This is a genomic window from Lysobacter sp. HA35 (assembly GCF_054061195.1).
On the sequence record NZ_JBSSDY010000001.1, the window covers coordinates 1036516 to 1062145 of the forward strand.

A 25630-nucleotide genomic window follows, 5' to 3' on the forward strand; every position below is an offset into this window, starting at 1 on the left:
GCCCCAGGGCGGCCGTTTTATTTGGTGCTTCAGAAGTTCGACGTGGGCGCGATGCGTCGTCGAACCGCCGATCCGGTTACGGCGTCGGCACCGCGAGATGTCGCGCGGTGAGTTCCGTATCCGCGCCGCGTGGCGTTGTCTGGATCAATGCATCGCCCGGCATCGGCGCGCCGTCGTACAGATGAGCCCAGGTGCGATCGAGCGCGGCGTAGACGTACGGCAGCAGCGGCACGTAGCGCGCAGCCACCGGCGGCAATTGCAGGAACGCATCGAAGTGCTGCGCGTTGCGCACCTGCCAGAAGCGGACGTCACGACCCGCCGCCTGGGCCGCCTTGACGTACGGCGCACTGGTGAACGCGACCGGGATCAGACCATCGTCCGTGCCGTGCACAACGGTGATCGGAATGCCGGCACGCGGCAGCGATGCATGCGTCTCGCGAATGCCGGCGCGCACGCGGTCGGCCGCGTCGCCGGTACCGGTCCATAGGCCGCGCAGGCAACGGAGCGCATCGATCGGCGCCTGCTTCGGCGGCAACAGCATCACGCCCACGCCCGGCGGAATGCCGGTGGCGTCGGCCCACCATGTGGCGCGTTCGACATCGGTCGCGGGACGCGGTGCGCCCGATGCGTCAATCGCGGAGAAGGTGAAACCGCAGGGATGCGCGTCCGGGGCGAATCGTCCGTACGACGAGGCATACGTCGCAGCGACCGCCTTCCACAGGTCGAACGCAACGCTGAGCCCGCCCGTGCGCATCGCGTCGTCGGTCCAGCCGCGAGCGTGCAGCTGATCGTAGGCATCGCGCGCGCGATCGGCGTCGGTCGCGCCTTTCACCAGACCGACTTCGGCGATCTCGCCGCACTTTGGCCCTGCCGTCGGCGGCAGCGGCACCTGCAGGTGCGAAAGCGCGCACGGCATCAGCAACGCGGCTTCCGTCGCGATGTCGTACAGCGGCGGCGCATCGCCCGCGTTGATGTTGGGTTCGCCGGCGACGACCGCGTCGAGCCAGTCGCCATCGAGTTCCGCGGCGCGCAGCACGGCGCCACCGCCGTTCGAGATCGAGACCGCGATGACCTTCGCGTTGTCGAAGTGGAACGGCGCCTGCTGCGGGAACGCGTCGTCGAGCGCGCGCAGTGCGAACTCGGCGGCCTGCTTCACGTGCAGGCCCCAGTCCTTCTCGGGGTTGTCGCCGGAATGCGCGTGCTTGAAGGCGACGCCGTGTCCGGTGCGCTGCGTCGGCTCGAACGCTAGCGGCGCGCTGCCGGCGGCCTGCACCGTGCCGTCGAGTGCAACGCCCTGCCCCGCGTCCAGATCGAAATAGTCGGTGCCGGCGCCCTTGTCGGTGTAGGCGATCGCGCAACCCTTCGGCAGGCCCCACGCGCCGGCGATGCTGATCGCGCCGTACACGCCGCGCGAACCCGATGCTGGCGCGACGACGATGCAGCGACGCTTCGAATCGAAGGAATCCGGCACCTGGACGGTGACGCGATGCGGCTGCGATGCGCCGGGCACGCGCGCGAACGTGGCGTACTCACGACCGGGCACGTTCGCGGTCGAGCCGTACAACGTTCCGTAACCACCCGCGGGCGTGAGATCGGCGATGCCGTGCCAGTTCGACCAGATCGCGCGACGGCGAAGTTCGGCCGGCGTCGGATGCGCGGCGTCGGCGAACGCGGGTGCGGCACCGCGCAGGCCGGTCAGGCCGAGGCCGGCGGTCAGCAGGTCGTCGCCATCGCGGTGCACGGTGACGCGGGGTTCGGCGAAGGCGTCCATCCGGGTGTCCTGTCGAAGGCTGGCGCAGCCGGCGGTCAGCGCCATGGCGCCCGCGCACAGCAGCGTCGCGAAAGATCGGGTCGTGTTCATGACGCCAACCCTAGCAAGCGGCCGACGCCGCGGCATCGTACGTTCGTACCACGCAGCAGGCACCGCGCATTGGTAGGCTGGGCGCAGGAGGACTCCATGACCCAATTCGCTTCCGCGCCGCGCTGCGTGCTGGTCACCGGCGCCGGCAGCGGCATCGGCGCCGGCATCGCGACGGAACTCGCGCGCGACGGCCACCACGTGATCGTGACCGATCTGTCGGTCGACGCCGCCAATGCGGTCGCCAAAGCCATTCGCGACGAAGGCCACGGTGCCGAAGCGCATGCGCTCGACGTGACGTCGGACGCCAGCGTCGCGGCCGTGATGGCTGCGATCTCGCGGCCGGTCGACGTGCTCGTCAACAACGCCGGTCTGCAGCACGTCTCGAAGCTCGAAGACTTCCCGATGGAGAAGTGGGAACTGCTCGTGCAGGTGATGCTCATCGGCGTCGCGCGCCTGACGCGCGCGGTGCTGCCGGGCATGCGCGAACGCGGCTTCGGTCGCATCGTCAACATCGGTTCGATCCATTCGCTGGTCGCGAGCCCATTCAAGAGCGCGTATGTCGCGGCGAAGCATGGCCTGCTCGGCTTTTCCAAAGTCATCGCGCTGGAAACCAGCGATACCGACATCACCATCAACACCATCTGCCCGACCTACGTGAAGACGCCGCTGGTCGACAAGCAGATCGCTGACCAGGCAAAGACGCGCGGTATTCCCGAATCGCAGGTGGTCAGCGACGTCATGCTCAAGCCGATGCCGAAGGGCGTGTTCATCACGTTCGAGGAACTGGCGGGCATCACGGCGTTCCTGATGTCGTCGGCCGCGCGCAACGTCACCGGCCACACGATCGATGTCGACGGAGGCTGGACGGTCCAGTAATGCCCGCGCTCCTCGTCGCCGACGACCATCCGCTGTTCCGTGCTGCGTTACGCGGCGCGGCGCGTGATGCCGTCGATGGTTTGATCGTGCACGAAGCGGATTCGCTCGACGGCGTGCTGTCCGTTCTCGAGCGTGAGCCCGACATCGACCTGGTGCTGCTCGACCTGCACATGCCGGGGAATCACGGGCTTGCCGGGCTTGCGGCGGTTCGTGCGCAGTATCCGCACGTCGCGGTCGTCGTGGTTTCGGCGAACGACGATCCGCGCGTGGTGCGGCGTGCGCTCGACCATGGCGCCGCGGGTTACCTGCCGAAGAGTTCGGGTCTCGACGAGTTGCGCGACGCGATCCGCGCAGTGCTGGCTTGCGAACAGTGGCTGCCTGCGGTGCTGCGCGCGTCGGTTGCGCGTACGCAGAGTTCGTCCACCGATGCCGACCTCGCGGCGCGGCTGGCGAGCCTCTCGCCGCAACAGTTCCGCGTCCTCACGCTCGTCGCGCAGGGGCTGCTCAACAAACAGATCGCGGATCGGCTCGATGTGCAGGAGCGCACCGTGAAAGCTCACCTGTCGGCAATCTTCGAACGGCTCGGCGTGCGCAATCGCACGCAGGCGAGCGTCGTCTTGCGCGAACTGGAACTCAGCGACCCTTCGCGACTCGTCGCGCCCTGATCAGTCGGCTGCGGTGACCGGACGTTCTCCGGCGACGACCAGACGATCCAGCATCGACTTCAACGCCAGCGGCTTGAGCGGCTTGGCGAGCAGGTGATAGCCGCAGTCTTCCACGCGGCTGCGCACGTCCGGACTCGCATCCGCACTGACGACGAGGGTGGGACGCGCACCGAATCGCCCTTCCAGCAGGCGCGCGACGTCGGGACCCGTGTCGCCGTCGTCGAGGTGGTAGTCCAGCAACCACAACGCGGGATCAATCGCCTCGCAGGCGGCGACCGCTTCGCGACGGTCGCGTGCTGCAGCGACTTCGCAGCCCCAGCGTTCGAGCAACGAACGCGTGGCAGACAGTGCTGCGGCGTCGTTGTCGAGTAGGAGCACGCGCAGGCCGGACAGACGCTGCGGAATTGCAGGCACCGGCGCACGTTGTGGCGTCGGCGTCGCGTCGAGCGTGATCGCGAACATCGTGCCGCGCCCCGGTGTGCTGCGCAGATCCAGCGGCACCTCGAGCAATGCGGCAATGCGGTCGGCGATGAACAGGCCGAGGCCAAGCCCCTGCCCCGGCGCATCGTCACCGCGGCGGAACTCCTCGAATATCTCGCGCTGCCGCGCCGCCGCGATTCCGGGGCCGGTGTCGTGCACTTCGATGCGAAGCGTGTTGCCGATGCGGCGCGCACCGAGCAGCACCGTTCCCTCCGGCGTGTAGCGCACCGCGTTCGCGAGGAAGTTCTGCAGCACACGGCGCAGCAATTGCGGATCGGTGCGAACCCAGATCGCGCTGCGCACGTATCGGTAGCGAAGGCCGCGTGCGGCGGCGATGGCCTGGAACTCCGACGCGAGCGGATCCAGCACATCGGCGAGAGCAAACGCACGCGGCTGCGGCACCAGCCCGCCCGCTTCGAGCCGCGACATGTCGAGTAGGCCGGACAGCAGTTCGACGGTCGACTCCAGTGCACCGCGAACCTGGGCGACGGTCGCGCGCTGTTTCGGATCGTCGAGGCCATCGCCCAGCGCGTCCACGAACAGCTGCGCCGCATGCAGCGGCTGCATCAGGTCGTGGCCGATCGCGGCGAGGAAACGACTCTTCGCATGGTTCGCTCGCTCGGCTTCGCGCGTCGCCACCTGCAACGCCGCCGTCCGTTCGGCGACGCGCTGTTCCAGCGTTTCGTTCGCGAGCAGAAGGCCTGCTTCGGCGCGGCGGAACGCGGTGACGTCGGTGAAGGTTGCGACGAATCCACCGCCTGGCATCGGGTTGCCGCGGATCTCGATGATGCTGCCGTCGTGCAGCACCCGCTCGGAAAGATGCAACGTGCCCGCGCGCATGAACGCGAGGCGTCGATCGAGTGCGCGTTCAATGTCGCCGTCGAACGCGAGCCCGCGCATCGCCCAGCGTGCAAGATCCGCGATGGGTCGTCCGACGCGAAGCAGCTCGTCCGGAAACGCGAACAACTGTGCGTAGCGACGATTCCACGCGACGAGCCGAAGCTCGGCGTCGACCACGCTGATGCCCTGGCTCATGTTCTGCAGCGCCGCTTCGAGCACACGCTGGTTGAAACGCAGGTCCGCCGAGGCTTCGCCGACGATGGTCGCGACGGTTTCGAGATCGCGCGATTCGCGACGCACGGCGTCGAGCAGCACGCGTGCCGACGCGGCACCGAGCACGCCGGCAAGTTCGCGTTCGACACGTTCTTCGACGGGAGCCGCCACCGGACCCGCACCCACGCCCTGCAGCAATTGTGCGACGCGCTCGCGCGGCAGGAAGCGAAGACCGGCGGCGCGCAATGTCGCCGCGTCGAGCCCGCGATACGCACGTCGTGGCGCGCCGCTCCACGATGCAGCGCCGATCAACGTGGCGCACGTCCCGATGAACAGGCTGGCGCCGACGGCGCGCCCGAGCCGAGTCCATCCGGTCAGGCCAAAGAAGCCATCGGGCGACAACCACGCGATGCCGAACGGGCCGTGCGCCACGGTGTCGGCATCGAGGAACGACGGTGCGACCAGCACCCATGCCCACGTCGCGAATCCCACGAGGATGCCGACCAGCGCCGCGCGCGGCGGCGTCTGCGGCCGCCACACGGCGAACGCGAGCGCGGGTGCCAACGTCGCGAGCGCAGAGAACGACACCGCACCGACGTCGGCCAGCGCTTCACTGCCCGCGATGACGCGGCTGTAGGCCCACGCAAGCAGCATCACCACCACGATGCCGGTACGTCGCAACGCGAGCACGCTGCCGCTGAGGTCGCCATCGCCACTGCGATTCCACGCGCCGCGCAGCAGTCCGGGGGCGAACCAGTGGTTGCCGATCATCAGGCTCAGGCTGAGCGTACTGACGACGACCATGCCCGTCGCAGCGCTGAGGCCGCCGAGAAACGCGGTGAGCGCAAGCCCCTCGTGCCCCTGCGACAGCGGCAACGCGAGCACGTAAAGATCGGACGGCACGCTATTGCCGAGTAGCGCCGCACCCGCACGCGCCAGCGGCAACACCGGCAGCGCGATCAGCAGCAGGTACAGCGGAAACATCCAGCGCGCGGCGCGGATGTGGCGGTCTTCCTGGCACTCGACCACCGCGACATGGAACTGGTGCGGCAGGATGAACATCGCGAGCGCGCCGAGCACCACCAGCGGCGCGAAGCCGCCGGACGCCGCAGGTTCGGTCGGCGGCGCAGGCAGATGCGCGCCATCGAGACCGAACAGCACATACGCGCCGACGGCCAGCATCGCGCCGAGCTTGAACACCGACTCGAGCGCCATCGCGAACACGAGCCCGCGGTTGTGTTCCGTCGCCTTCGCATGGCGCGCGCCGAACAGGATGGCGAACACGGCGAGCACGATCGCGACATACAGCGCGCTGTCGCGCCACGGCGGTCCACCGCTCGAGACGCGCCCGGCCGACAGCGTGGAAAAACTCATCGCGACGGCTTTCAACTGCAGCGCGATGTAGGGGACAAGTCCCAGCGCGACGACCAGGGTGACCGTCGCCGCGAGCCACGCGTCCTTGCCGAGGCGCGTCGCGATCAGATCCGCCAGCGATGCGGCATTCGTATCGCGCGCAAGCCGCGACAGCCGCAGCATCACGCCGATGCCGAGCCCATACAGAAGGATTGCGCCGACGAAGGTGGGCGGAACCGGCCAGCCATAGCGCGCCGCCTGCGTGACCGTGCCGTAGAAGGTCCACGACGTGCAGTGCACCGCGAGCGAGAGCGCGTAGACGTAGCGCCAGTGTCGCGACGCGAGCGCGGGCCGTCGCTCCGCCTGCAGCGCGGCGGCGAACATCAGGCCGAGCCATGCAAGGCTCGCGGCGGTGACGATGCCGGCGTTCAGCATCGCGATGACGTGGACATGTGTGGTGCGGACTCGCGTGCGTCGCGGGCGGTCGTCCCCTGCCCTGCGAGCTTAGTCGCGGCGCGGCGCGGCTGCACGCACGTCGCGCATAAAACAACGGCGGGCCACTGGGGCCCGCCGTCACGGTTCCGACCGCCTTCGGCGTCGGTCAGAAGTCGTACCTTGCGGTCAGCGAATACTCGCGCGGCGGGCCGTAGAAGCCGGTGAGGACGCCGTAAGCCGCGATGTTGTAGCCCGTGGTGCGGTACTTGGTGTCGGTCAGGTTCGAGCCCTGCAGCGACAGCGACCAGGCATCGTTCGCCTTCCAGATCACGCCGGCGTTGACCAGGCCGTACGCCCCCTGGCGGATCGCCGGGCTCAGGTCGGTCGTCGGCCATACGGCGGTCTGGTAGGCGTAGCCGAGGCGTGCCGACAGGTTGCCGCCGTTGTCGAGCGGCGTGCGCCATTCGAGGTTCAGCGCGCCCGAGAAATCCGGTGCGTTGGTGAAGCGCTGCGAGTCGGCGACGTTGACGCCGGCGGTGATGAACTCGTCGTACTTCGCATCCAGCCACGCGAGGTTGCCGCTGACCGCCCAGTGCTGCGTCGGCAACCACTGGTATTCGACTTCGAGGCCCTGCACCGTGCCCTTGCCGGCATTGGTGAAGTCGCCGAAGAAGCTCTGGCTACCGTTCGGCAGCGTGTACGAGGTGAAGACCGAGAGCTGGATGTCCTTGTAGCTGTTGTGGAAGTACGCGAGGTTGAGGAACAGCGACTCGTCGAGCAGCGACATCTTGCTGCCGAGCTCGAAGCTGTCGACCGACTCGTCGCCGAACGGTTCGCCCGAGCGCGGCACAGCGGTCGTGTTGGCGCGGATGTTGTAGCCACCCGACTTGAAGCCGCGCGATGCAAGCCCGTAGACCATGATGCCCGGCGTGATCTGGTAATCGAGCGAGACCTTCGGCGAGACGTTCTTGAAGTTGACGGTCTTGTCGAAGTTCGCCGCGGTACCCCACGACGTCGTGTAGTTGCCGTTGGTATAGAAGCGGTTGAGCGCGACGGCGTGCTTGTCTTCGTCGGTGTAACGAGCGCCGACGTCGAGCTTCAGCGCGCTGGTCAGGTCGAACGTCCAGTCCGCGTACACCGCGAAGGACTTGGTGTTGACGTAGCCCTGCGTGTCGCCGAACAACGGGTTGGTCAGTGACGTGGCGAGCAGCGGGTTGTAGAAGTGGTTGAGCACCTGGCCGCCGGCATCGCCGTTGAACCAGTACAGGCCCATGACGCCGCGGCTGCGCTTGCCCGCGTCGTAGTTGAGCTGCAGCTCATTGCTGACCTGGTTGTCGAAGTAAAGCGCATGCACGTCCACCAGCGGCAGCGGCGTGGTGTCGAAGTCGATGTTGGTGTCGGTATCGGACTCACGCTTCGCGGTGACGTACTTCAGCGCGAAGTTGTCGTTGAGCTTCCAGTTGACCGTGATCGAGCCGCCCTTCATCACCGTGTCGTTGACGTTGCCCATGCCGCTGCGGATGTCGTAGCGGCTGCTCATCGGCTGATACGCGGGTGCGAGCGGATTAGGTGCCAGCATCTGCGCACCACGCACGCCGGACTGGTCGTCCATCCAGTCGAATGCGAAGCGCACGTCAAAGTCGTCGCTGGCGAACGCACCGAGCTCGATGCGTGCCGCGTTGATCTCCTTGTCGCTGACGTCCTGGCCCGTGTAAAGGTTCGTGCCGTAGCCGTCGCGATTCATGCTGGCGACCGACACGCGACCGCGCAGGCCGCTGTCCTCGCCGAACAGCGGTCCGCCGATGCCGGCCTTCACGTCGAGCTGGTTGTAGTTGCCGACGGTGATCGAGCCGAAGCCGTCGAGCTGCTTGGGCAGGCCCTTCGAGATGTACTTGATCGCGCCGCCGATGGTGTTCTTGCCGTACAGCGTGCCCTGCGGGCCGCGCAGCACTTCGATGCGGTCGACGTCGAACACGTCGAGCAGCGCACCCTGCGGACGCGCGAGGTAGACGTCGTCGAGATAGATGCCGACGCCCGGATCGACACCCCAGAGCGGATCGGCCTGGCCGACGCCGCGGATATAAGCCGTCACGGTGCTGGTCGAGCCGCGCGCCGCGTAGATGGTGAGGTTCGGCACCTGCGCGTCGAGATCGCTGAGGTCGCGCACGTCGAGCTTGTCGAGCGCGTCCGCGGTGAATGCGGTCACGGCGACCGGCACTTCCTGCAGCGTCTCTTCGCGCTTGCGGGCAGTGACTTTGATGCGATCGAGCTGGCGCTCGCCATCGCTGTTCGTGGTATCGGACGCGGCGTTCGCGTTCGCGGTCGTGTCCTGTGCGTACGCGGCAGGCGCCAGCAGCGCACATGCGATGGCGAGGCACAGATGGGTACGGCTGACATTCTTGCGGCGCATCAAAGGACTCTCCCCAGTGACCGGATGGCGTGATCGAAGGGCGGACGCGCCCTGATGCGGTGCACGGTAGTCGGCGTCCACCGCGGCCGGCAGTTGTACGTTCGGACAATGCCGGTGGCGCGGGCGCTCCGGATACTGGCGCGCATCCTGGGGACGAGAGCCTAGATGGCCTTCCTGATCGTGCTGGCTGCGCTGGCCTTCCTGATGTTCGTGGCCTACCGCGGCCATTCGGTGATCCTGTTCGCGCCCGTCGCAGCGCTGGGCGCGGTGCTGCTCACCGATCCATCGCTGGTGCCGCCGATGTTCACCGGCCTGTTCATGGCCAAGATGGTGGACTTCCTGAAGCTGTACTTCCCGGTGTTCCTGCTGGGCGCGGTGTTCGGGAAGCTGATCGAACTGTCCGGCTTCTCACGATCAATTGTCGCGGCGACGATCCGCGTGGTCGGTGCGGGGCGCGCGATCCTGTCGATTGTCCTCGTCTGCGCGCTGCTGACCTACGGCGGCGTGTCGCTGTTCGTCGCGGTGTTCGCGGTGTATCCGTTCGCCGCGGAGCTGTTCCGCCAGAGCGACATTCCCAAGCGCCTCATCCCCGGCACGATCGCGCTCGGCGCATTCACGTTCACGATGGACGCGCTGCCCGGCACGCCGCAGATCCAGAACATCATTCCGACGACGTTCTTCGGCACGACCACCTGGGCCGCGCCGATTCTCGGCAGCCTCGGTGGCGTGTTCATCCTCATCGTCGGACTGGTCTATCTGGAATCACGACGTCGCAAGGCCGCTGCGGCCGGCGAAGGTTATGGCGACCCCGCGACGCTGGTGAACGAGCCGGTGCGCTTCGAAGGCGATCGTCTTGCGAGCGCATGGGTCGCATTGCTTCCGCTGGTGCTGGTCGGCGTCGCGAATCGCCTGTTCAGCGCGTGGATTCCGGGCTTCTACGGCAAGTCGACGTCGTTCGACCCTGCGGTGATCGGCGACGCCGCACCTGTCGTCCAGGAAGTGACGAAGGTCGCTGGCGTGTGGGCGGTCGAAGGCGCGCTGCTCATCGGCATCGTCAGCGTGCTGGTGCTCGCGTGGCGGCCGGTGACGTCGCGCTTCGTCGAAGGCAGTCGTGCTGCGATCAGCGGTGCGTTGCTCGCATCGATGAATACGGCGTCGGAATACGGATTCGGGGCGGTGATCGCCGCGCTGCCCGGCTTCCTCGTGGTGTCGAACGCGCTGTCGTCGATTCCGAACCCGCTGCTCAACACCGCGGTCACGGTGACGTCGCTTGCGGGGATCACAGGCTCCGCGTCCGGCGGCATGGGTATCGCCCTTGCGGCGATGGCGCAGCAGTTCATCGCGCAGGCGAATGCCGCCGGGATTCCGATGGAAGTGCTGCATCGCGTCGCCGCGATGGCGTCCGGCGGCATGGACACGCTGCCGCACAACGGCGCGGTGATCACGGTGCTGGCCGTTACGGGCCTGACGCATCGCCAGGCCTATCGCGACATTTTTGCGGTCACTTTGATCAAAACGGCTGCGGTGCTGGTCGTGATCGGGCTCTACTACGTCACCGGCCTCGTCTGAGGCCCGCGCGCGTTACAGCAGTTCGAAGCGGTCGGCGTCGAGCATCGCGGGGAATCGCTTGCGGTGCGCATGCAGTTCCTCGAGGAACAGCGTCGTCGTGCTGACCACTTCCATGTCCGCGCATTCGCTGAGCGGATTGCCGAGGAAATCGATCACCGCGCTGTCGCCGGCGTAGACCAGCCCGTTGCCGTCGGTGCCGACGCGATTCACCGCCGCGACATACGACAGGTTTTCCATCGCGCGTGCACGCAGCAGCGTGCGCCACGCATGGCCGCGCACGCCGGGCCAGTTGGCGACGTAGAGCAGCAGGTCGTAGTCGAGGTCTTCTTTCCGCTCGACGTCGAAACGGTTGCGCGAGAACACCGGGAAGCGCAGGTCGTAGCAAACCAACGGACAGACGCGCCAGCCGCGCCAGTCCAACGTTAGGCGGTCGCGGCCTGCGCTGTAGCGCTCGTGCTCACCCGCGTAACGGAACAGGTGGCGCTTGTCGTAGTACTGGACTTTGCCATCCGGTGTCACGAACAGCAGGCGGTTGCTGACGCCGTTGTCGGTGCGCAACTGCACGCTGCCGGTAACCGCCGCATCGAGATCCTTCGCCCAGTCGCGCATCCACTGCACGGTCGGGCCGTCCATGGTTTCGGCGCGGCCGATGGCGTCGTTGGAGAAGCCGCTGGTGAACGTTTCCGGCAACACGACGAGATCGGTGATGTTGTGCAGCGCGCCGATCAGGTCGCCGTAGTACTCGCGGTTTGCTTCAGGGTCGTGCCAGCGCGTCTCGCCCTGCACCAGGCTGACGCGGAGCGGGTTGCGTGCATCCGCGATGCGGTATTCGGTGGACATGTGGACCTCAGAGCGCCTGCAGACGCGCGATGGCGGCGTCGAGCGTGGTTTCGTTCTTGGCGAAGCACAGGCGCGCGAGGCGCTGCCCAGCCGGCGGCGTGCCGTAGAACGGCGAGAGCGGAATCGCCACGACGCCCTTCTCGATCGTCAGCCAGCGACAGAACTCGGCGTCGGGCAGATCGCTCACCGCGGAATAGTCGACCAACTGGAAATAACCACCGGGCACGGGCAACGGGCGAAGCTTCGTGGTGAGCAGCTGCTCGCGGAAACGATCGCGCTTGGCTTCGTAAAACGCGCCCAGCTGTTCGTAGTGCTCGGGCTCGGCCTCGATCATCTCGGCAAATGCGAACTGCGCCGGAGTGAACGTGCAGAAGGTGTTGTACTGATGCACCTTGCGGAATTCGACCGACAGCGCGGGCGGCGCGATGCAGTAACCGATCTTCCAGCCCGTGCAGTGATACGTCTTGCCGAAGCTCGACACGACGAACGCGCGCGAACGCAGCTCGGGATAACGCAAGGCGGATTCGTGCCGACGGCCGTCGAAGATGATGTGCTCGTACACCTCATCGGACAGCAGGTAGATCGACGTACGGTCGAGCAGCGCGATCAGCTGCTGCATGTCGTCGGCCGTCCACATCGCACCCGACGGGTTGTGCGGCGAGTTGACCATGATCATGCGCGTGCGCGGCGTCACCGCAGCGCGGATCGCGGCCCAGTCGGGCGCGAATGTTTCGGGATCGAGCGCGACATGTACTGCGATGCCGCCGGCAAGGTCGATCGCCGGCTCGTAGCAGTCGTAGCAGGGATCGAGCACGATCACTTCGTCGCCCGGCCGCACCACCGCATGCACGGCATCGAAGATCGCTTCGCTGGCGCCGGACGTCACCGTCACTTCGGCATCCGCATCGGGACGATATCCGTAGCAGCGCTCGGTCTTGTGCGCGATCGCAGCACGCAGCGGGGGCACGCCCGTCATCGGCGAATACTGGTTGCGACCGTCGCGCATCGCGCGTGCCAGCGCGTCGACGAGTCGTGCGGGAACATCGAAGTCGGGAAAGCCCTGCCCGAGGTTCACCGCGCCGTGTTCGACGGCCAGTTGGGACATCACGGTGAAGATGGTCGTACCGACCTTGGGCAGCTTGGTCTCGGGCGTCATTCGCGCGGGATCGTTCAAAGGGGTTTCGAGTTTACGTAATGGAGGTGGAGGACGGCATGAGCGACGACAGGACGAACGACGGCGTAGCGCAGGACGATCCGATCGAGCTTGCACGTGCGTTCGCGAGCGCCCGCTACCGCGCGGAGCTCGGCGGCGAACCCATTGAATTCGGCGTCGGCGAACGCGTGCCGGAGATCGAATCGCGGCTGCCGGCGTCGAGCTATGCGTTCATCACGGCATGGAATCCGGACGCCGAATCGCAGCCGGTCAGCGAGAACGCGGAGTCGGACGACGTGCTGGTCGCGCGCATGGACGCACTGGGCGTCGACTACCGCCGCACCTGGGCGCAGGCACCGGACGGCGGCCATCGCGAGGCCGGTTGGCTGATCGCCGGGCTCGACCCCGATCGCGCGGACGCGCTGGGTCGCCAGTTCGACCAGGCCGGCATCCTCGCGTGGCTGGCCGGCGAGGCGGTGCGGCTGCACATGCTGACGCCGCGCCCGTCCGGCGCCGATCTCGCGGACGTCGACTGGATAGAATGAGCGGCTGCGGCCATCGGCCGTCCGACACGCCGATGCCCGACGCCCCTCGCCCGCCGCTGCTCGACGCCACCGGCCTGTGCTTCTCGCGCGATGACGAGCCCGTCTTCGGGCCGCTGGACGTGTCGGTCGACGTCGGCGAAGCGTTGCTGGTTCAGGGCGAAAACGGCGCCGGCAAGACGACGCTGCTACGCGTGCTCGCCGGCCTGCTTCGCGCTGATGCCGGCGAAGTGCGCATCCACGGCCGCCATGCGACACCCGCGGAACGCGCGGGTGTGATCGGCTACGTCGGCCATCTGCCCGGCCTCAAAGGCGACCTTTCGACGCTGGAAAACCTCGATTGCATGGCGGGGCTGCAGGGCCGCCGCCCGGGGCTCGATGCGGCTGAAGCGCTCGATCTCGTCGGTCTGGCGGGTTACGAGGATCAACTCGCGCGCCAGCTCTCCGCCGGTCAGCGCAAACGTCTCGCGCTTGCCCGCCTGTGGCTCTCGCCCACGCCGCTCTGGTTGCTCGACGAGCCGTACGCGAACCTCGACCTCGACGGTATCGAGCTGGTGAACCGCCTGATCCGCGGGCATCTCGACGACGGCGGCGCAACGCTGCTGACCACGCACGGCGCCTATGCCGCACCACCCGTGCGCACGCGACTGCTGCATCTGGAGCGCGCGTCGTGACGCCGCGCCCGAGTCTTGCCACATCCGCAGCGGCGCTGATCCGTCGCGACCTCCGCCTGCTCTGGCGCCGCCGCAGCGACGCCCTCCAGCCCGCGATGTTCGCCGTGCTGGTCATCGTCCTGTTCGCGCTAGCCCTCGGCGCTGAGGACAAGCTGCTGCCGAAGGTCGCCAGCGCGGTGCTCTGGCTCGCGGTCCTGCTGGCCGGCCAGCTGTCGCTCGATAGCCTGTTCCGCTCCGACGCCGAGGACGGCTCGCTCGAACAATGGATGCTCGCGCCCGTCCCGCTGCCGTGGCTGGTACTGGTCCGCACCGCGATGCACTGGGCGACGTCCGCGCTGCCGCTGCTTGTCGCGACCCCCATCCTCGGCTTGCTGCTGCACCTGCCGTCGGCCCAACTGCCGATGCTGATGGCGTCGCTCGCGCTGGGCACACCGTTGCTGAGTCTCATCGGTGCGGTGGTCGCCGCGCTGACCGTCGGAATGAAGCGCTCCGGTATACTTGTGGCCCTGCTGGCGCTGCCTCTTTATGTGCCGGTGCTGGTCTTCGGCGCGGGAAGCGTCGTCGCCGCCTCGCAGGGGCTGGACCCGTCAGGCGCGCTGCTGCTGCTCGGCGCCGGACTGGTCGCCAGCCTGCTCCTCGCCCCGGTCGCCGCGGCCGCCGCGCTGCGGATCGCCCTGAACTGAGGCCCCCGAATTGAGTCCGATCAAGTGCTCGCCGGCGACGGTCCGGAATACTGCCCCGCACGCTTCGACCGGCACCCCGCACGCTCCGATGCCCGCATGAATCCGCTGGTCCGCTGGTTCCACCAACTCGGCTCGCCGCCCTACTTCGACCGCTTCGCCGCGCGATGGGCGCCGTGGGGCTATGGGCTCGGCCTGCTTGCGATGCTGGTCGGCATCTACGGCGCGCTGTTCACCGTGCCCGCCGACTACCAGCAGGGCGACAGCTTCCGCATCCTCTACATCCACGTGCCGTCGGCGTGGATGAGCATGGCCGTGTTCGCGACGATGGCCCTGTACGCGGCTATCGCGCTGATCTGGCGCATCAAGCTCTGCGAGATCCTCGCGATGGCCTGCGCGCCGATCGGCGCGGCGTTCACGCTGATCACGCTGGTGACCGGCTCGATCTGGGGCAAGCCGATGTGGGGCACCTGGTGGGACTGGGATCCGCGCCTGACGACGGAACTGATCCTGCTCTTCCTCTACCTCGGCGTGATGGGCATCTACGGCGCGATTGATGACCGTCGCATCGCCGCGCGCGCGGCATCGTTCCTCGCCATCGTCGGCGTCGTGCTGCTGCCGATCATTCATTACTCGGTGGTGTGGTGGAACTCGCTGCACCAAGGCCAGACGATCCGACTGTTCGGCAAGTCATCGATGGATGCGTCGATGATGGCGCCGCTGGTCTGGATGACGGTCGGCACGCACGTCTGGTTCCTCGGCGCACTGCTGGCGCGTGCGCGTGCGGACAACCTGCGTCGCGAGTCCGGCAAGCACTGGGTCGCACAGGCCGCGGGAGCTGCGCGATGACGTACGCGAACTACGTCGCCGCTGCTTACGCCGTCTTTGCCATCGTGCTCGGCTCGGACTTCCTGTCGACGCGCGTGCAGATCATTCGTCATCTCCGCGCCGCCAAGCGACGCGAATCACGCGACGCCGCCCGTGCGCGTCCGAAACGCTCCATGGAAACGCAATGAACCCGATCCGTCGCCGCCGCCTGTTGTGGCTCGTCGCGCTCGTGCTGGGCGCCGGCCTCGCGGCCACGCTCGTCGCGATGGCGCTGCAGCGCAACGTGGCCTACCTCTATACGCCGTCGGAAATCTTCGGCGGGCAAGCCGGTGCGCAGGTGCGCGATGGCGAGAGCAAGTTCCGCCTCGGCGGGATGGTCGCGCGCGGCTCGTTCAAGCGTGCACAAGGCTCGATGGAAGCGCACTTCGACGTCACCGACGGCGATCGCGTCATGCCCGTCGTCTACACCGGCATCCTTCCCGACCTGTTCCGCGAGGACCAGGCGGTGATCGCGACGGGCCATATGCAGGGCGACCGTTTCGTCGCCGAGCAGGTGCTCGCCAAGCACGACGAGACGTACATGCCGAAAGAAGTCGCCGAGAAGATGGGCAAGGCGCATCGCAAGCATGACGTAGCCGACAACACGGCGTCGCCTCCGCAGTCCGCGCCCGCCGAAGCGATGCAGTGACGGAACATTTCGATGCTGCCTGAAATCGGCCAGTTCGCGCTGCTGCTGGCGTTCGTCATCGCGATCGCGCAGGCGACGCTCCCGCTGATCGGCGCGCATCGCGGCATCGGCGCGTGGATGGATCTCGCGCGGCCGACCGCGTACGCGCAGCTCGGCTGCCTCGCGATCGCGTTCGGCGTGCTGACTTACGCGTTCGTGACGCAGGACTTCTCAGTCAAGTACGTCGCCTCGAACAGCAATTCGCTGCTGCCGATGCCTTATCGCTTCTCGGCGGTCTGGGGTTCGCACGAAGGTTCGCTGCTGTTGTGGGCCCTGGTGCTCGCGCTGTGGACCGGCGCGGTCGCGACGTTCTCGCGTACATTGCCGCGACACGTCGTCGCGCGCGTGATCGGCGTGATGGGCATCGTTGCGGTCGGCTTCCTCGCGTTCCTGATCTTCACGAGCAACCCGTTCGTGCGGCTGCTGCCGGCGGTGATCGAAGGTCGCGACCTCAATCCGTTGCTGCAGGACCCGGGCCTGATCATCCACCCGCCGATGCTCTACACCGGCTATGTCGGTTTCTCGGTGCCGTTCGCATTCGCGATCGCCGCCCTGCTCGAAGGCGATGTCGATACGCGCTGGCTGCGCTGGACCCGTCCGTGGACAAACATCGCCTGGGCCTTCCTCACCGTCGGCATCGCGCTCGGTTCGTGGTGGGCGTATTACGAGCTGGGCTGGGGCGGCTGGTGGTTCTGGGATCCGGTCGAGAACGCGTCGTTCATGCCGTGGCTCGCCGGCACCGCGCTCATCCACTCGCAGGCGGTCACGGAAAAGCGCGGCGGCTTCGTCGGCTGGACGCTGCTTCTCGCGATCGCCGCGTTCTCGCTGTCGCTGCTCGGCACGTTCCTCGTGCGCTCCGGCGTATTGACCAGCGTGCACGCGTTCGCCGCGGACCCGACGCGCGGCGCGTTCGTGCTGATCTTCCTCGGCATCGTGGTCGGCGGCTCGCTGCTGCTCTATGCGTTGAAGGCGCCCGACAACAGCGCCGCGCCGCCGCGCTACTTCGCTATGTACTCGCGCGAGACGCTGCTGCTGGTCAACAACGTCCTGCTCAGCGCGTCGTGCGCGATGGTGCTGCTCGGCACGCTGTACCCGTTGCTGGCCGACGCGCTGGACATGGGCAAGATTTCGGTCGGCCCGCCCTACTTCGCCTCGTTCTTCATTCCTTTGGTCGCGCTGCTCGCGCTGCTGCTGCCGTTCGGCCCGCTGACGCGTTGGCAGCGCGAGGAACCGTCGCGGCCTGCAAGGCTCCTTGCGCCGCTCGCGGTGCTCGCCGTGCTGTCCGGCATCGCCGCATTCGTGCTGCTGCCGCAGGGGGGATGGAAGTCCGCGCTCGCGCTCGTCGGCGTCGTCTGGGTGGTGCTCGGCACCGTGCGCTTCGTCGTGCAGCGCGTGCGCAATGCAGGCGGGCGATTCACAGGCGAAATGGTCGGCATGATCCTCGCGCACACGGGGCTCGGCCTGTTCCTCGCGGGCGCACTGCTTGTGGAAGGCATGGCGCAGCAACACGAACTGGCGTTGAAGCCCGGGCAGACCGTCGCACTGGGTCGCTATGAGTTCCGCTTCGACGGCGTCGAACGTCGCCAAGGCCCGAACTACGTTGCCGACCGGGGCACGGTAATCGTCTCCGACGGCGGTCGCGTGATCGACACCATGCATCCTGAAAAGCGCACCTACGCCAGCGGCGGACAGGTCATGACAGAAGCCGCGATCCGCCCGGGGGTTGCGCGCGATCTTTACGTCGCGCTCGGTGAATCGCTCGGCGGCGGCTCGTGGGCGGTGCGCGTGCACGTCAAGCCGTTCGTTCGCTTCATCTGGGGCGGCGCGCTGCTGATGGCGCTGGGCGGTATCGCAGCGGCGTTCGATCGACGCTTCCGCAGTGCGCGCGCGGCGGCTGCGGTACCCGCGGACAACGCAGCGACGGCCGGGGCCACGCCGTGACGCGTGCGCGCTGGATTCCGCTCGCCGTGTTCGCCGCGCTCGCCGTGCTCCTCGCCGCCGGCGTGTGGCTCAGCCGCAAGCCGGATCGCGAAGCACTGCCGTCCCCGCTGATCGGCAAGGCCGCGCCCGAGTTCGCGCTTCCTTCGCTGCATCAGCCGCAGCGCATCGTGCGCGCCGCCGACCTGCGCGGCGCGCCGTACGTGCTCAACGTCTGGGGCAGCTGGTGCCCCGCGTGCCGTGAAGAGCATCCGGTGATCACGCGCTTCGCCGAAACCAAGCGCGTACGCGTGATCGGTTACGACCTGAAGGACGTTCGCGAAGACGCCCTACGCTGGCTCGAGCAGTTCAACAATCCGTACTGGCTCGTCATCGCCGACGAAGCGGGGACCACCGCGATCGATTTCGGAATCTACGGCGCGCCGGAAACGTTCCTGATCGACGCGCAGGGCCGCGTGCGCTGGAAGCACGTCGGCCCACTCACCGACGCGATCATCCGCGACGAACTGCTCCCGCAGCTGCAAGGGCTGGAGACCGAACGTGGCGCGTAAGCTCATGTTCGTCATGCTTGCTGCGTTGCTCCTCATCGGCACAGCGACCGCGCAGGTCGCCGACCGTCGTCCGCTGCAGTTCCGTGATGCGGCCGAGGAAACGCGCTTCCGCGACCTCACGCATCAGCTGCGTTGCGTGATGTGCCAGAACCAGTCGATCGCAGATTCCGAAGCCCTGATTGCGATCGACCTGCGCCGCGAGATTCTTCAGCTGATGCGCGAAGGACGGAGCGACGACGAGATCCGACGCTTCCTCGTCGACCGCTACGGACAGTTCGTGCTCTACGACCCCGAAGTCGAACCGTCGACATGGCTGCTGTGGTTCGGCCCGGTGCTTATTCTGCTCGCGGGGGGCGGCATCGTCTGGCGCGTCGCGCGTGATCGTTCGCGTGCGCGCGTCGACACGACCGTTGCGGGTTCCGAGGACAACGGCGAATGGTGATGTCGAACGCTTTTATCGCCGCGGCGCTCGCGCTCGGCCTCGTCGTACTCGTCTTCGCGTTCTGGCCGCTGATCCGTCGACGTCCTATGGTGGGCGGTGTGGTTGCCGGCGCGGCGCTCGTCTCGGTGTCGGCCTTGTATCTCCTCGTCGGTACGCCGGCCGCGCTTGATCCGGCCAACGTGCATCCGGTCGACACGCTGTCGTCGGCGGTCGACCGCCTGGAAGGCGAACTGGCACGGAACCCCGCGCAGCCGGACGGCTGGCGACTGCTCGCCGATGCCTACCGCGCGGAAGGCCGGCCAGCCGACGTCGCGCGAGCCTACTCGCAGGCACTGCGCTACGCCCCAAGTGATCCCGACCTGCTCGCACAGGCTGCCGAAGCGCTCGCGATCGCTGCGCCGGGTCGACGCTTCGATGCGGAGTCGATCGCGATGCTGCGTCGTGCGCTCGAAATCCAGCCGGCGCATCAGCGGTCGCGATGGTTCCTCGGTGTCGCGCAACGCCAGGCCGGTAACGCCGCGGATGCGGCGGCAACATGGCAGCCACTGCTCGCCGCGGTCGACCCGGCCACTGCAGGCGCACTGCGCACGCAGATCGACGACGCGCGTCGCGAAGCCGGCCTGCCGCCGCTGCCGGAATCCGCGATTCCGAAGGCGCGCGTGCTGACGATTCAGCTCGACATCGCGCCGACGTTGCGTCGTGATCTTCCTGCGGCCGCCACCGTGTTCGTCCTCGCCCGCGAGCCCGGTGGCATGCCGATGCCGGTCGCCGCCAAACGAATCACGCTAGCCGAGCTGCCTGCGACGATCACGCTGTCCGACGCCGACAGCCCGATGCCGACGCGCAGACTCTCGCAGCTGCAGAAGGTAGAAGTCGTCGCGCGCGTATCCCGCAGTGGCGTCGCGAACGCGCAATCGGGCGACCTTGAGTCACCGGCGTTGCAGGTCGCCTCAGATGCGAAGACGGCGCTGACCATCGATCACGCGCGTCCCTGATCACCGCATTCGACGCAACGAAAAAGCCCCGCCGAAGCGGGGCTTTCTTATTCTCGACGACGCCGGGGCTCAGCTCGCGGCCTTCGCCTTCGCAAGCCGCAGCCACGTATCCACCACCGTGTCCGGATTCAGCGACACCGACTCGATGCCCTCTTCCATCAGCCACTGCGCGAGGTCCGGATGATCGCTCGGCCCCTGCCCGCAGATGCCGACATACTTGCCCTTGCGCTTTGCGGCCTGGATCGCCATCGACAGCAGCTTCTTGACTGCCGGATCGCGTTCGTCGAACAGGTTCGCGACGATGCCCGAGTCGCGATCGAGGCCGAGCGTCAGCTGCGTGAGGTCGTTCGAACCGATCGAGAAGCCGTCGAAGATCTCGAGGAACTCGTCCGCCAGCAGCGCGTTCGACGGAACCTCGCACATCATGATGATCTTCAGGCCGTCCTCGCCCTGCACCAGGCCGTTCTTGCGCAGCACGTCGACCACCTTGCGGCCTTCGTCCAGCGTGCGCACGAACGGGATCATGACCCAGCAGTTCTTCAGGCCCATCTCGTTGCGCACCTTGAGAACGGCGCGGCACTCGAGCGCGAAGGCTTCTGCGAACGACGGATCGACGTAACGGCTCGCGCCGCGGAAGCCGAGCATCGGGTTCTCTTCATGCGGCTCGTAACGCGCACCACCGATGAGGTTGGCGTACTCGTTCGACTTGAAGTCCGACAGGCGCACGATCACCGGATTCGGCGCGACAGATGCAGTGATCGTCGCGATGCCTTCCGCCAGACGATCGACGTAGAAGTCGACCGGACTGGAATAGCCAGCCATCTTCGCGTCGATCTTCTTCTTCGTTTCCGCGTCCTGGCGGTTGTATTCGAGCAGCGCCTTCGGATGCACGCCGATGTGGCTGGCGATGATCATCTCGAGACGCGCAAGGCCGACGCCCGCGTTCGGCAGCATCGCGAAGTCGAACGCGCGCTCGGGGTTCGCGACGTTCATCATCACCTTGAGCGGCGCCGGCGGCATGTGCTCGAGGTCGGCGACGTTGCGGTCGAACGGCAGTTCGCCGTCATAGATGAAACCCGTATCGCCTTCGGCGCAGCTCACGGTGACCTGCTGGCCGTCCTTGATCGTGTCGAGCGCGTTGCCGGTACCGACGACCGCCGGAACACCGAGTTCGCGCGCGATGATCGCTGCATGGCAGGTGCGGCCACCGCGATTGGTGACGATCGCAGCCGAACGCTTCATCACCGGCTCCCAGTCCGGATCGGTCATGTCGGCGACGAGCACGTCGCCCGGCTGCACGCGGCTCATGTCGTCCAGCGAACGCACAACGCGTGCGACGCCGGTGCCGATCTTCTGACCGATCGCGCGCCCTTCGCACACCACCGGGCCGCGCTGCATGAGCTGGTAACGCTCGATCTGCGTGGCATGCGCACGCGACTTCACCGTTTCCGGGCGCGCCTGCACGATGAACAGCTTGCCACTGACGCCGTCCTTCGCCCACTCGATATCCATCGGGCGGCCGTAATGCTGTTCGATGACGAGTGCCTGCTTCGACAGCTCCTGCACGTCTTCGTCGCTGACGCAGAAACCGTTGCGCAGTTCGTCCGGCGTCGGCTCGGTGCGCACGCGCTCACCCGCCACGTCGGAATAGACCATGCGCAACTGCTTCGCACCGAGCGTACGGCGCAGAATCGCCTTCTTGCCGTCGCGCAGCGTGGGCTTGTAGACGTAGAACTCGTCGGGATTCACCGCGCCCTGCACCACCATCTCGCCGAGGCCGTAGCTCGCGGTGACGAACACCACTTCACGGAAACCAGACTCGGTGTCGAGCGTGAACAGCACACCGGACGAGCCGACGTCCGAACGCACCATCAGCTGCACGCCGGCCGACAGGAACACGTCCTCGTGCTTGAAGCCGTGGTGCACGCGATAGGCAATCGCACGATCGTTGTAGAGGCTCGCGAAAACTTCCTTGACCTTGTGGACGACGTCGTCCTCGCCGGTCACGTTGAGGAAGGTTTCCTGCTGGCCCGCGAAGCTCGCGTCCGGCAGGTCTTCCGCGGTCGCGGACGAACGAACCGCCACGGCGACATCACCGCCGCCGTTTTCGCTGCACAGCTGGCGATACGCGTCGCGAATGTCGCGATCGAGTTCGGGTTGCAGCGGCGCATCGATCACCCAGCCACGGATCTCGCCGCCCGCCGCGGTCAATGCGTGCACGTCCTCGACGTCCAGCGTCGCGAGTCGATCGAAGATGCGCTGGTGCAGGTCGTTATGTGCGATGAAATCCTTGAACGCTTCCGCGGTGGTCGCGAAGCCGCCGGGCACCGACACACCGAGCCCGGCCAGGTTGCCGATCATCTCGCCGAGCGAAGAGTTCTTGCCGCCGACGCGCGCCAGGTCCGACAGGCGAAGCGCGTGCAACCACAGGATGTTCTCGTTCAAGACCGTCTCCAAGGGTGTTTTCGGGCGCGACCGCCGGCGAATAGCGGATATGATCGCCGCTGCGTCCCGCGCATACAAGCTTGATTTGCCGGGGTTTTTCCTGTCCGACCAACGTCTGGCGCGTATCTCGATGAGCGAAGTCCGCCCCGTTTTCTACGTCTCCGACGGCACCGGCATCACCGCCGAGACCATCGGCCACAGCGTGCTCACCCAGTTCACCGAGACGCGGTTCGACACCACGCGCATTTCGTTCGTCGACTCACTGGAGCGCGCGCAGGACACGGTGGCGCGCATCCGCGAGGCCGGAGCCCGCCATGGTGTCCGACCGATCGTGATCAACTCGTGCGTGGACCCGGAAATCAGTGCCGCACTGATCGAGAGCGGCGCGCTGATGCTCGACGTGTTCGCGCCCTTCATCGAGCCACTGGAGCGCGAACTCGAGCAGACGCGACAGCGCCACGTCGGCCGCGCCCACGGCATGGTCGACTTCGAGCGTTACCACCGCCGAATCGACGCGATCAATTTCACGTTGACGCACGACGACGGCCAGAGCCTCGACTACGCCGATGCGGATCTCGTGCTCGTCGCGGTGTCGCGCGCAGGCAAGACGCCAACCTGCATCTACCTCGCGCTCCATTACGGCGTGCGTGCAGCGAACTATCCGCTGACCGAGGAAGACCTCGAGCACGACCGTCTTCCGCCGCGCCTGCGCCCGTATCGCCACAAGCTTTTCGGCCTGACGATCGATCCCGCGCGCCTGCAGCAGATCCGCCAGGAACGTCGCCCGAATTCGCGCTATGCGCAGCTGGAGACCTGCCGTCGTGAAGTGGCCGCGGCGGAAGCGATGTTCCGCGCCGAACGCATCCCCACGCTGAGTACGACGCACACCTCGATCGAGGAGATCGCGAGCAAGGTGCTGACCACGCTCGGCCTGCAGCGCGAGATGTTCTAGCTGCGCTGTGACGGTGTTCCCGTCGCTCGCTGAACGGGTCGGACGCCGTCGCACTCTCGTGGACAACGGGCGTGTAGAGTCGATCCATGTCCCAGCTCGTCGCCCGCAAACGCCTCGTTCCGCGACTCAGCCGCTTCGCCTGGCTGATGGCCCTGTACGCCGAAAACCACGGCCGCCTGGGGCGGCTTTTCGATATCCGTAACCTGGGCGAAGGTCGCTGGGTTTCGGACATCGGCGACGGCGTGCCGGTGCGTGTCGACGTCATCGGCCAGCACCCATATACGAGCGAGGTCCGCCTGACCTACGCCATGCGCGACCCGGTCACCGGCGAATCCGATCCGTCCGCCTACGTGCGGCTCTATCACGACGCCAAACAAGCGGAAGCGACCCATTGCTATGTCGGTCGCCGCTGGCAGGACGTGATCGGGCTCAACCCGACGCCCGAACGGCTGCTCGGTCACCGCATGCGGATGAACACGTTTCTCGGCAAGTGGCTGCAGTACCTCGGCGAACGTGGCCATGGCCCGACGACGCTGCGATTCGAAGGCGCGATTCCGGTCGAAGAACGTGAAGAAATCGTCGACGATGCTTGACGGTGCCGGGGTCGCTCACTAATATGCCGGCTCTCCAGCGCGTGGGGCCATAGCTCAGCTGGGAGAGCGCTACAATGGCATTGTAGAGGTCGCCGGTTCGATCCCGGCTGGCTCCACCATCTGGAAGTAAAAATTAGAGGCCGGGCATAGGCCGATGTCACACGCCCGGTGTCGCGCCTAGCGAAGTTTGCTACAGCGTCCCCATCGTCTAGAGGCCTAGGACATTACCCTTTCACGGTAGCGACCGGGGTTCGAATCCCCGTGGGGACGCCACTATCTCGAAGCCCGCGAAAGCGGGCTTCGCTCGTTTCAGGGGTGAATCGGCGCATCTTCCGGCTCCGGAAGGCAGTTCGGCTTGCGGAGCCGCCGCTCGACTTCACTGCAATGGCGCGGCGGCCCGCCGAACAGCGACGTTGCGATGCGCACGACGCCTGATCGCGCCCGCGCCTCGTCCAGCAGCGTACCGCCGCCTTGCCACGAATCCGCAAATCGGGTTCGTCTCGCGTCGATCGGCGGCGCTCTGAGTTTCTCGCGCGTCGCGAAGTGATCCGTCACCGGCGGCGGCTCTGGAACACGTAGGTCAAGCGGCGCTGCGACGGTTGCGCCCTTTTCGCTGTCGCGTGCGGCCGGGACGCGCCGCGCATCAAATTCGACGGTGACCTGGGCGGCATGCCTGTGACGGGCGGTCACGAAGGATGCGATCTCGTCTGATGCAACTTCTCGCGCGATGGGCACACGCTCTTTTCGCGGCAGGTATTCGACGACCAGCGCATCGTCCTTCGTGGCCCGCACATTCGCCATCGGCACCAAGCGCAGCAGCATCACCACGAATGCAAGCTGCGCCAGCGCAGCGAGCACCAGCGCAACCAGACGATCACGTCGTTCCGTTCGCTCCATCGCCACATCCCTGCAACGAATCCCGCGGGTTCGATGCGATGCGGCGGCGGAAGTTCCGCGTTACGCGGCGTTGCCGCCGAGCGGCCCCATGAACTGACGGTAATGACGCAGCTCTGCGATCGAGTCGCGGACGTCGCTCAGCGCGGTATGCGCGGATTCCTTGTGGACGCCGGACGAAACCTGCGGCGCCCAGCGGCGCGCGAGTTCCTTGATCGTGCTGACGTCTAGGTTGCGATAGTGGAAATGCTTTTCCACGCGCGGCATTAAGCGATGCAGGAAGCGGCGATCCTGGCAGATCGAGTTGCCGCACATCGGCGAGGCATTCGGTGCGACCCATTGCGCGAGGAACTCGACCGTGCGCGCTTCCGCGTCGGCCATCGATACGCCCTGCGTAACCACGCGCTCCCACAGCCCCGAGCGTCGATGCTGGTTGCGATTCCAGTCATCCATGCCTTCAAGGCGCTCGACCGGATGCGCGATGGCCAGTTCGGGCCCTTCGGCGAGGATGTTGAGCTCCGCATCGGTGACGACGGTGGCGATCTCGAGGATCGAATCGTTGTCGGTGTCGAGGCCGGTCATCTCGAGGTCGATCCAGATGAGGCGCTGGCCCTGGGTGCGGAGATCGCTCATGCGCGTGGTCCTTGCGGTGTCGTGCGCATCATAATCCAGCG

At 66.9% G+C, this 25630-nt stretch carries 23 protein-coding genes and 2 tRNA genes; 17 read left to right on the plus strand and 8 right to left on the minus strand.

Annotated elements, in window-relative coordinates; translation table 11 throughout:
• Positions 1 to 76: 76 nt before the first annotated feature.
• The gene (locus ACVWZN_RS05120) at positions 77 to 1861 is read right to left on the minus strand and encodes a 3-hydroxybutyrate oligomer hydrolase family protein (protein WP_456952883.1); all 1785 of its coding nucleotides are present in this window, start codon (positions 1859 to 1861) and stop codon (positions 77 to 79) included.
• A 96-nt stretch (positions 1862 to 1957) separates the two neighbouring features.
• Between ACVWZN_RS05120 and ACVWZN_RS05125 the strand changes: the two genes are divergently transcribed.
• Together ACVWZN_RS05125 and ACVWZN_RS05130 are read left to right on the plus strand one after the other, a co-directional pair.
• The gene (locus tag ACVWZN_RS05125) at positions 1958 to 2737 is read left to right on the plus strand and encodes a 3-hydroxybutyrate dehydrogenase (protein WP_456952884.1); all 780 of its coding nucleotides are present in this window, start codon (positions 1958 to 1960) and stop codon (positions 2735 to 2737) included.
• Positions 2737 to 3402, plus strand: a complete 666-nt coding sequence (locus tag ACVWZN_RS05130) for a response regulator transcription factor (RefSeq protein ID WP_027082210.1) — start codon at positions 2737 to 2739, stop codon at positions 3400 to 3402. Before ACVWZN_RS05125 ends, ACVWZN_RS05130 begins: the two co-directional genes overlap by 1 nt.
• Here ACVWZN_RS05130 and ACVWZN_RS05135 read toward each other — a convergent pair whose 3' ends face one another.
• Together ACVWZN_RS05135 and ACVWZN_RS05140 are read right to left on the minus strand one after the other, a co-directional pair.
• Positions 3403 to 6723, minus strand: a complete 3321-nt coding sequence (locus ACVWZN_RS05135) for a hybrid sensor histidine kinase/response regulator (RefSeq protein WP_456952885.1) — start codon at positions 6721 to 6723, stop codon at positions 3403 to 3405. It abuts the gene before it with no gap.
• Between the two features lie 166 nt (positions 6724 to 6889).
• Positions 6890 to 9133 carry a TonB-dependent receptor gene (locus ACVWZN_RS05140; RefSeq protein ID WP_456952886.1) on the minus strand — a complete coding sequence of 748 codons (2244 nt, stop codon included), beginning with the start codon at positions 9131 to 9133 and terminating at the stop codon, positions 6890 to 6892.
• A 165-nt stretch (positions 9134 to 9298) separates the two neighbouring features.
• On the opposite strand from ACVWZN_RS05140, the gene ACVWZN_RS05145 reads away from it, so the two are divergent.
• Positions 9299 to 10702 carry a GntP family permease gene (locus ACVWZN_RS05145; protein WP_456952887.1) on the plus strand — a complete coding sequence of 468 codons (1404 nt, stop codon included), beginning with the start codon at positions 9299 to 9301 and terminating at the stop codon, positions 10700 to 10702.
• Between the two features lie 12 nt (positions 10703 to 10714).
• On the opposite strand, the gene ACVWZN_RS05150 is transcribed toward ACVWZN_RS05145, so the two are convergent.
• Both ACVWZN_RS05150 and ACVWZN_RS05155 read right to left on the minus strand, forming a co-directional pair.
• The gene (locus ACVWZN_RS05150) at positions 10715 to 11542 is read right to left on the minus strand and encodes an amidohydrolase (protein ID WP_456952888.1); all 828 of its coding nucleotides are present in this window, start codon (positions 11540 to 11542) and stop codon (positions 10715 to 10717) included.
• Between the two features lie 7 nt (positions 11543 to 11549).
• Positions 11550 to 12698, minus strand: a complete 1149-nt coding sequence (locus ACVWZN_RS05155) for a pyridoxal phosphate-dependent aminotransferase (RefSeq protein ID WP_456952889.1) — start codon at positions 12696 to 12698, stop codon at positions 11550 to 11552.
• 56 nt (positions 12699 to 12754) lie between these two features.
• On the opposite strand from ACVWZN_RS05155, the gene ACVWZN_RS05160 reads away from it, so the two are divergent.
• From ACVWZN_RS05160 to ACVWZN_RS05205, 10 genes are all read left to right on the plus strand, one after another.
• Positions 12755 to 13240 (plus strand): DUF3293 domain-containing protein, encoded by a 486-nt coding sequence (locus tag ACVWZN_RS05160; RefSeq protein WP_456952890.1) that lies wholly within the window; start codon positions 12755 to 12757, stop codon positions 13238 to 13240.
• Between the two features lie 32 nt (positions 13241 to 13272).
• Positions 13273 to 13911, plus strand: coding sequence for a heme ABC exporter ATP-binding protein CcmA (ccmA, locus tag ACVWZN_RS05165; RefSeq protein ID WP_456952891.1), 639 nt, complete (start codon positions 13273 to 13275; stop codon positions 13909 to 13911).
• Entirely contained in the window at positions 13908 to 14594 is a 687-nt protein-coding gene (gene ccmB / locus ACVWZN_RS05170) for a heme exporter protein CcmB (protein WP_456952892.1), read from the plus strand. The genes ccmA and ccmB overlap by 4 nt, the downstream gene beginning before the upstream one ends.
• Positions 14595 to 14690: 96 nt before the next feature.
• Positions 14691 to 15440, plus strand: a complete 750-nt coding sequence (locus tag ACVWZN_RS05175; RefSeq protein ID WP_456952893.1) for a heme ABC transporter permease — start codon at positions 14691 to 14693, stop codon at positions 15438 to 15440.
• A complete protein-coding gene (ccmD, locus tag ACVWZN_RS05180; RefSeq protein ID WP_456952894.1) occupies positions 15437 to 15607 on the plus strand; it encodes a heme exporter protein CcmD in 171 nt (56 codons plus the stop codon). The genes ACVWZN_RS05175 and ccmD overlap by 4 nt, the downstream gene beginning before the upstream one ends.
• Positions 15604 to 16107: a cytochrome c maturation protein CcmE gene (gene ccmE, locus ACVWZN_RS05185; protein WP_456952895.1), complete on the plus strand. Its 504-nt coding sequence runs from the start codon at positions 15604 to 15606 to the stop codon at positions 16105 to 16107. Before ccmD ends, ccmE begins: the two co-directional genes overlap by 4 nt.
• A gap of 12 nt (positions 16108 to 16119) precedes the next feature.
• Positions 16120 to 18087 carry a heme lyase CcmF/NrfE family subunit gene (locus tag ACVWZN_RS05190; RefSeq protein ID WP_456952896.1) on the plus strand — a complete coding sequence of 656 codons (1968 nt, stop codon included), beginning with the start codon at positions 16120 to 16122 and terminating at the stop codon, positions 18085 to 18087.
• Positions 18084 to 18635, plus strand: a complete 552-nt coding sequence (locus ACVWZN_RS05195; protein WP_456952897.1) for a DsbE family thiol:disulfide interchange protein — start codon at positions 18084 to 18086, stop codon at positions 18633 to 18635. Before ACVWZN_RS05190 ends, ACVWZN_RS05195 begins: the two co-directional genes overlap by 4 nt.
• Before the next feature lie 4 nt (positions 18636 to 18639).
• Positions 18640 to 19077, plus strand: a complete 438-nt coding sequence (locus tag ACVWZN_RS05200) for a cytochrome c-type biogenesis protein (RefSeq protein ID WP_456954717.1) — start codon at positions 18640 to 18642, stop codon at positions 19075 to 19077.
• Positions 19077 to 20072: a tetratricopeptide repeat protein gene (locus tag ACVWZN_RS05205; protein WP_456952898.1), complete on the plus strand. Its 996-nt coding sequence runs from the start codon at positions 19077 to 19079 to the stop codon at positions 20070 to 20072. The genes ACVWZN_RS05200 and ACVWZN_RS05205 overlap by 1 nt, the downstream gene beginning before the upstream one ends.
• Positions 20073 to 20141: 69 nt before the next feature.
• On the opposite strand, the gene ppsA is transcribed toward ACVWZN_RS05205, so the two are convergent.
• Positions 20142 to 22517 carry a phosphoenolpyruvate synthase gene (gene ppsA, locus ACVWZN_RS05210; RefSeq protein ID WP_456952899.1) on the minus strand — a complete coding sequence of 792 codons (2376 nt, stop codon included), beginning with the start codon at positions 22515 to 22517 and terminating at the stop codon, positions 20142 to 20144.
• A gap of 130 nt (positions 22518 to 22647) precedes the next feature.
• Between ppsA and ppsR the strand changes: the two genes are divergently transcribed.
• From ppsR to ACVWZN_RS05230, 4 genes are all read left to right on the plus strand, one after another.
• Entirely contained in the window at positions 22648 to 23469 is an 822-nt protein-coding gene (gene ppsR, locus ACVWZN_RS05215; protein WP_027082195.1) for a posphoenolpyruvate synthetase regulatory kinase/phosphorylase PpsR, read from the plus strand.
• Between the two features lie 86 nt (positions 23470 to 23555).
• Positions 23556 to 24062, plus strand: a complete 507-nt coding sequence (locus tag ACVWZN_RS05220; protein ID WP_456952900.1) for a DUF1249 domain-containing protein — start codon at positions 23556 to 23558, stop codon at positions 24060 to 24062.
• A 43-nt stretch (positions 24063 to 24105) separates the two neighbouring features.
• Positions 24106 to 24181, plus strand: a tRNA-Ala gene (locus ACVWZN_RS05225).
• Positions 24182 to 24259: 78 nt separating this feature from the next.
• Positions 24260 to 24335, plus strand: a tRNA-Glu gene (locus ACVWZN_RS05230).
• 36 nt (positions 24336 to 24371) lie between these two features.
• Here ACVWZN_RS05230 and ACVWZN_RS05235 read toward each other — a convergent pair.
• The gene (locus ACVWZN_RS05235; protein ID WP_456952901.1) at positions 24372 to 24959 is read right to left on the minus strand and encodes a hypothetical protein; all 588 of its coding nucleotides are present in this window, start codon (positions 24957 to 24959) and stop codon (positions 24372 to 24374) included.
• 60 nt (positions 24960 to 25019) lie between these two features.
• Positions 25020 to 25589, minus strand: coding sequence for an oligoribonuclease (orn, locus tag ACVWZN_RS05240; protein ID WP_456952902.1), 570 nt, complete (start codon positions 25587 to 25589; stop codon positions 25020 to 25022).
• Between the last annotated feature and the right edge of the window lie 41 nt (positions 25590 to 25630).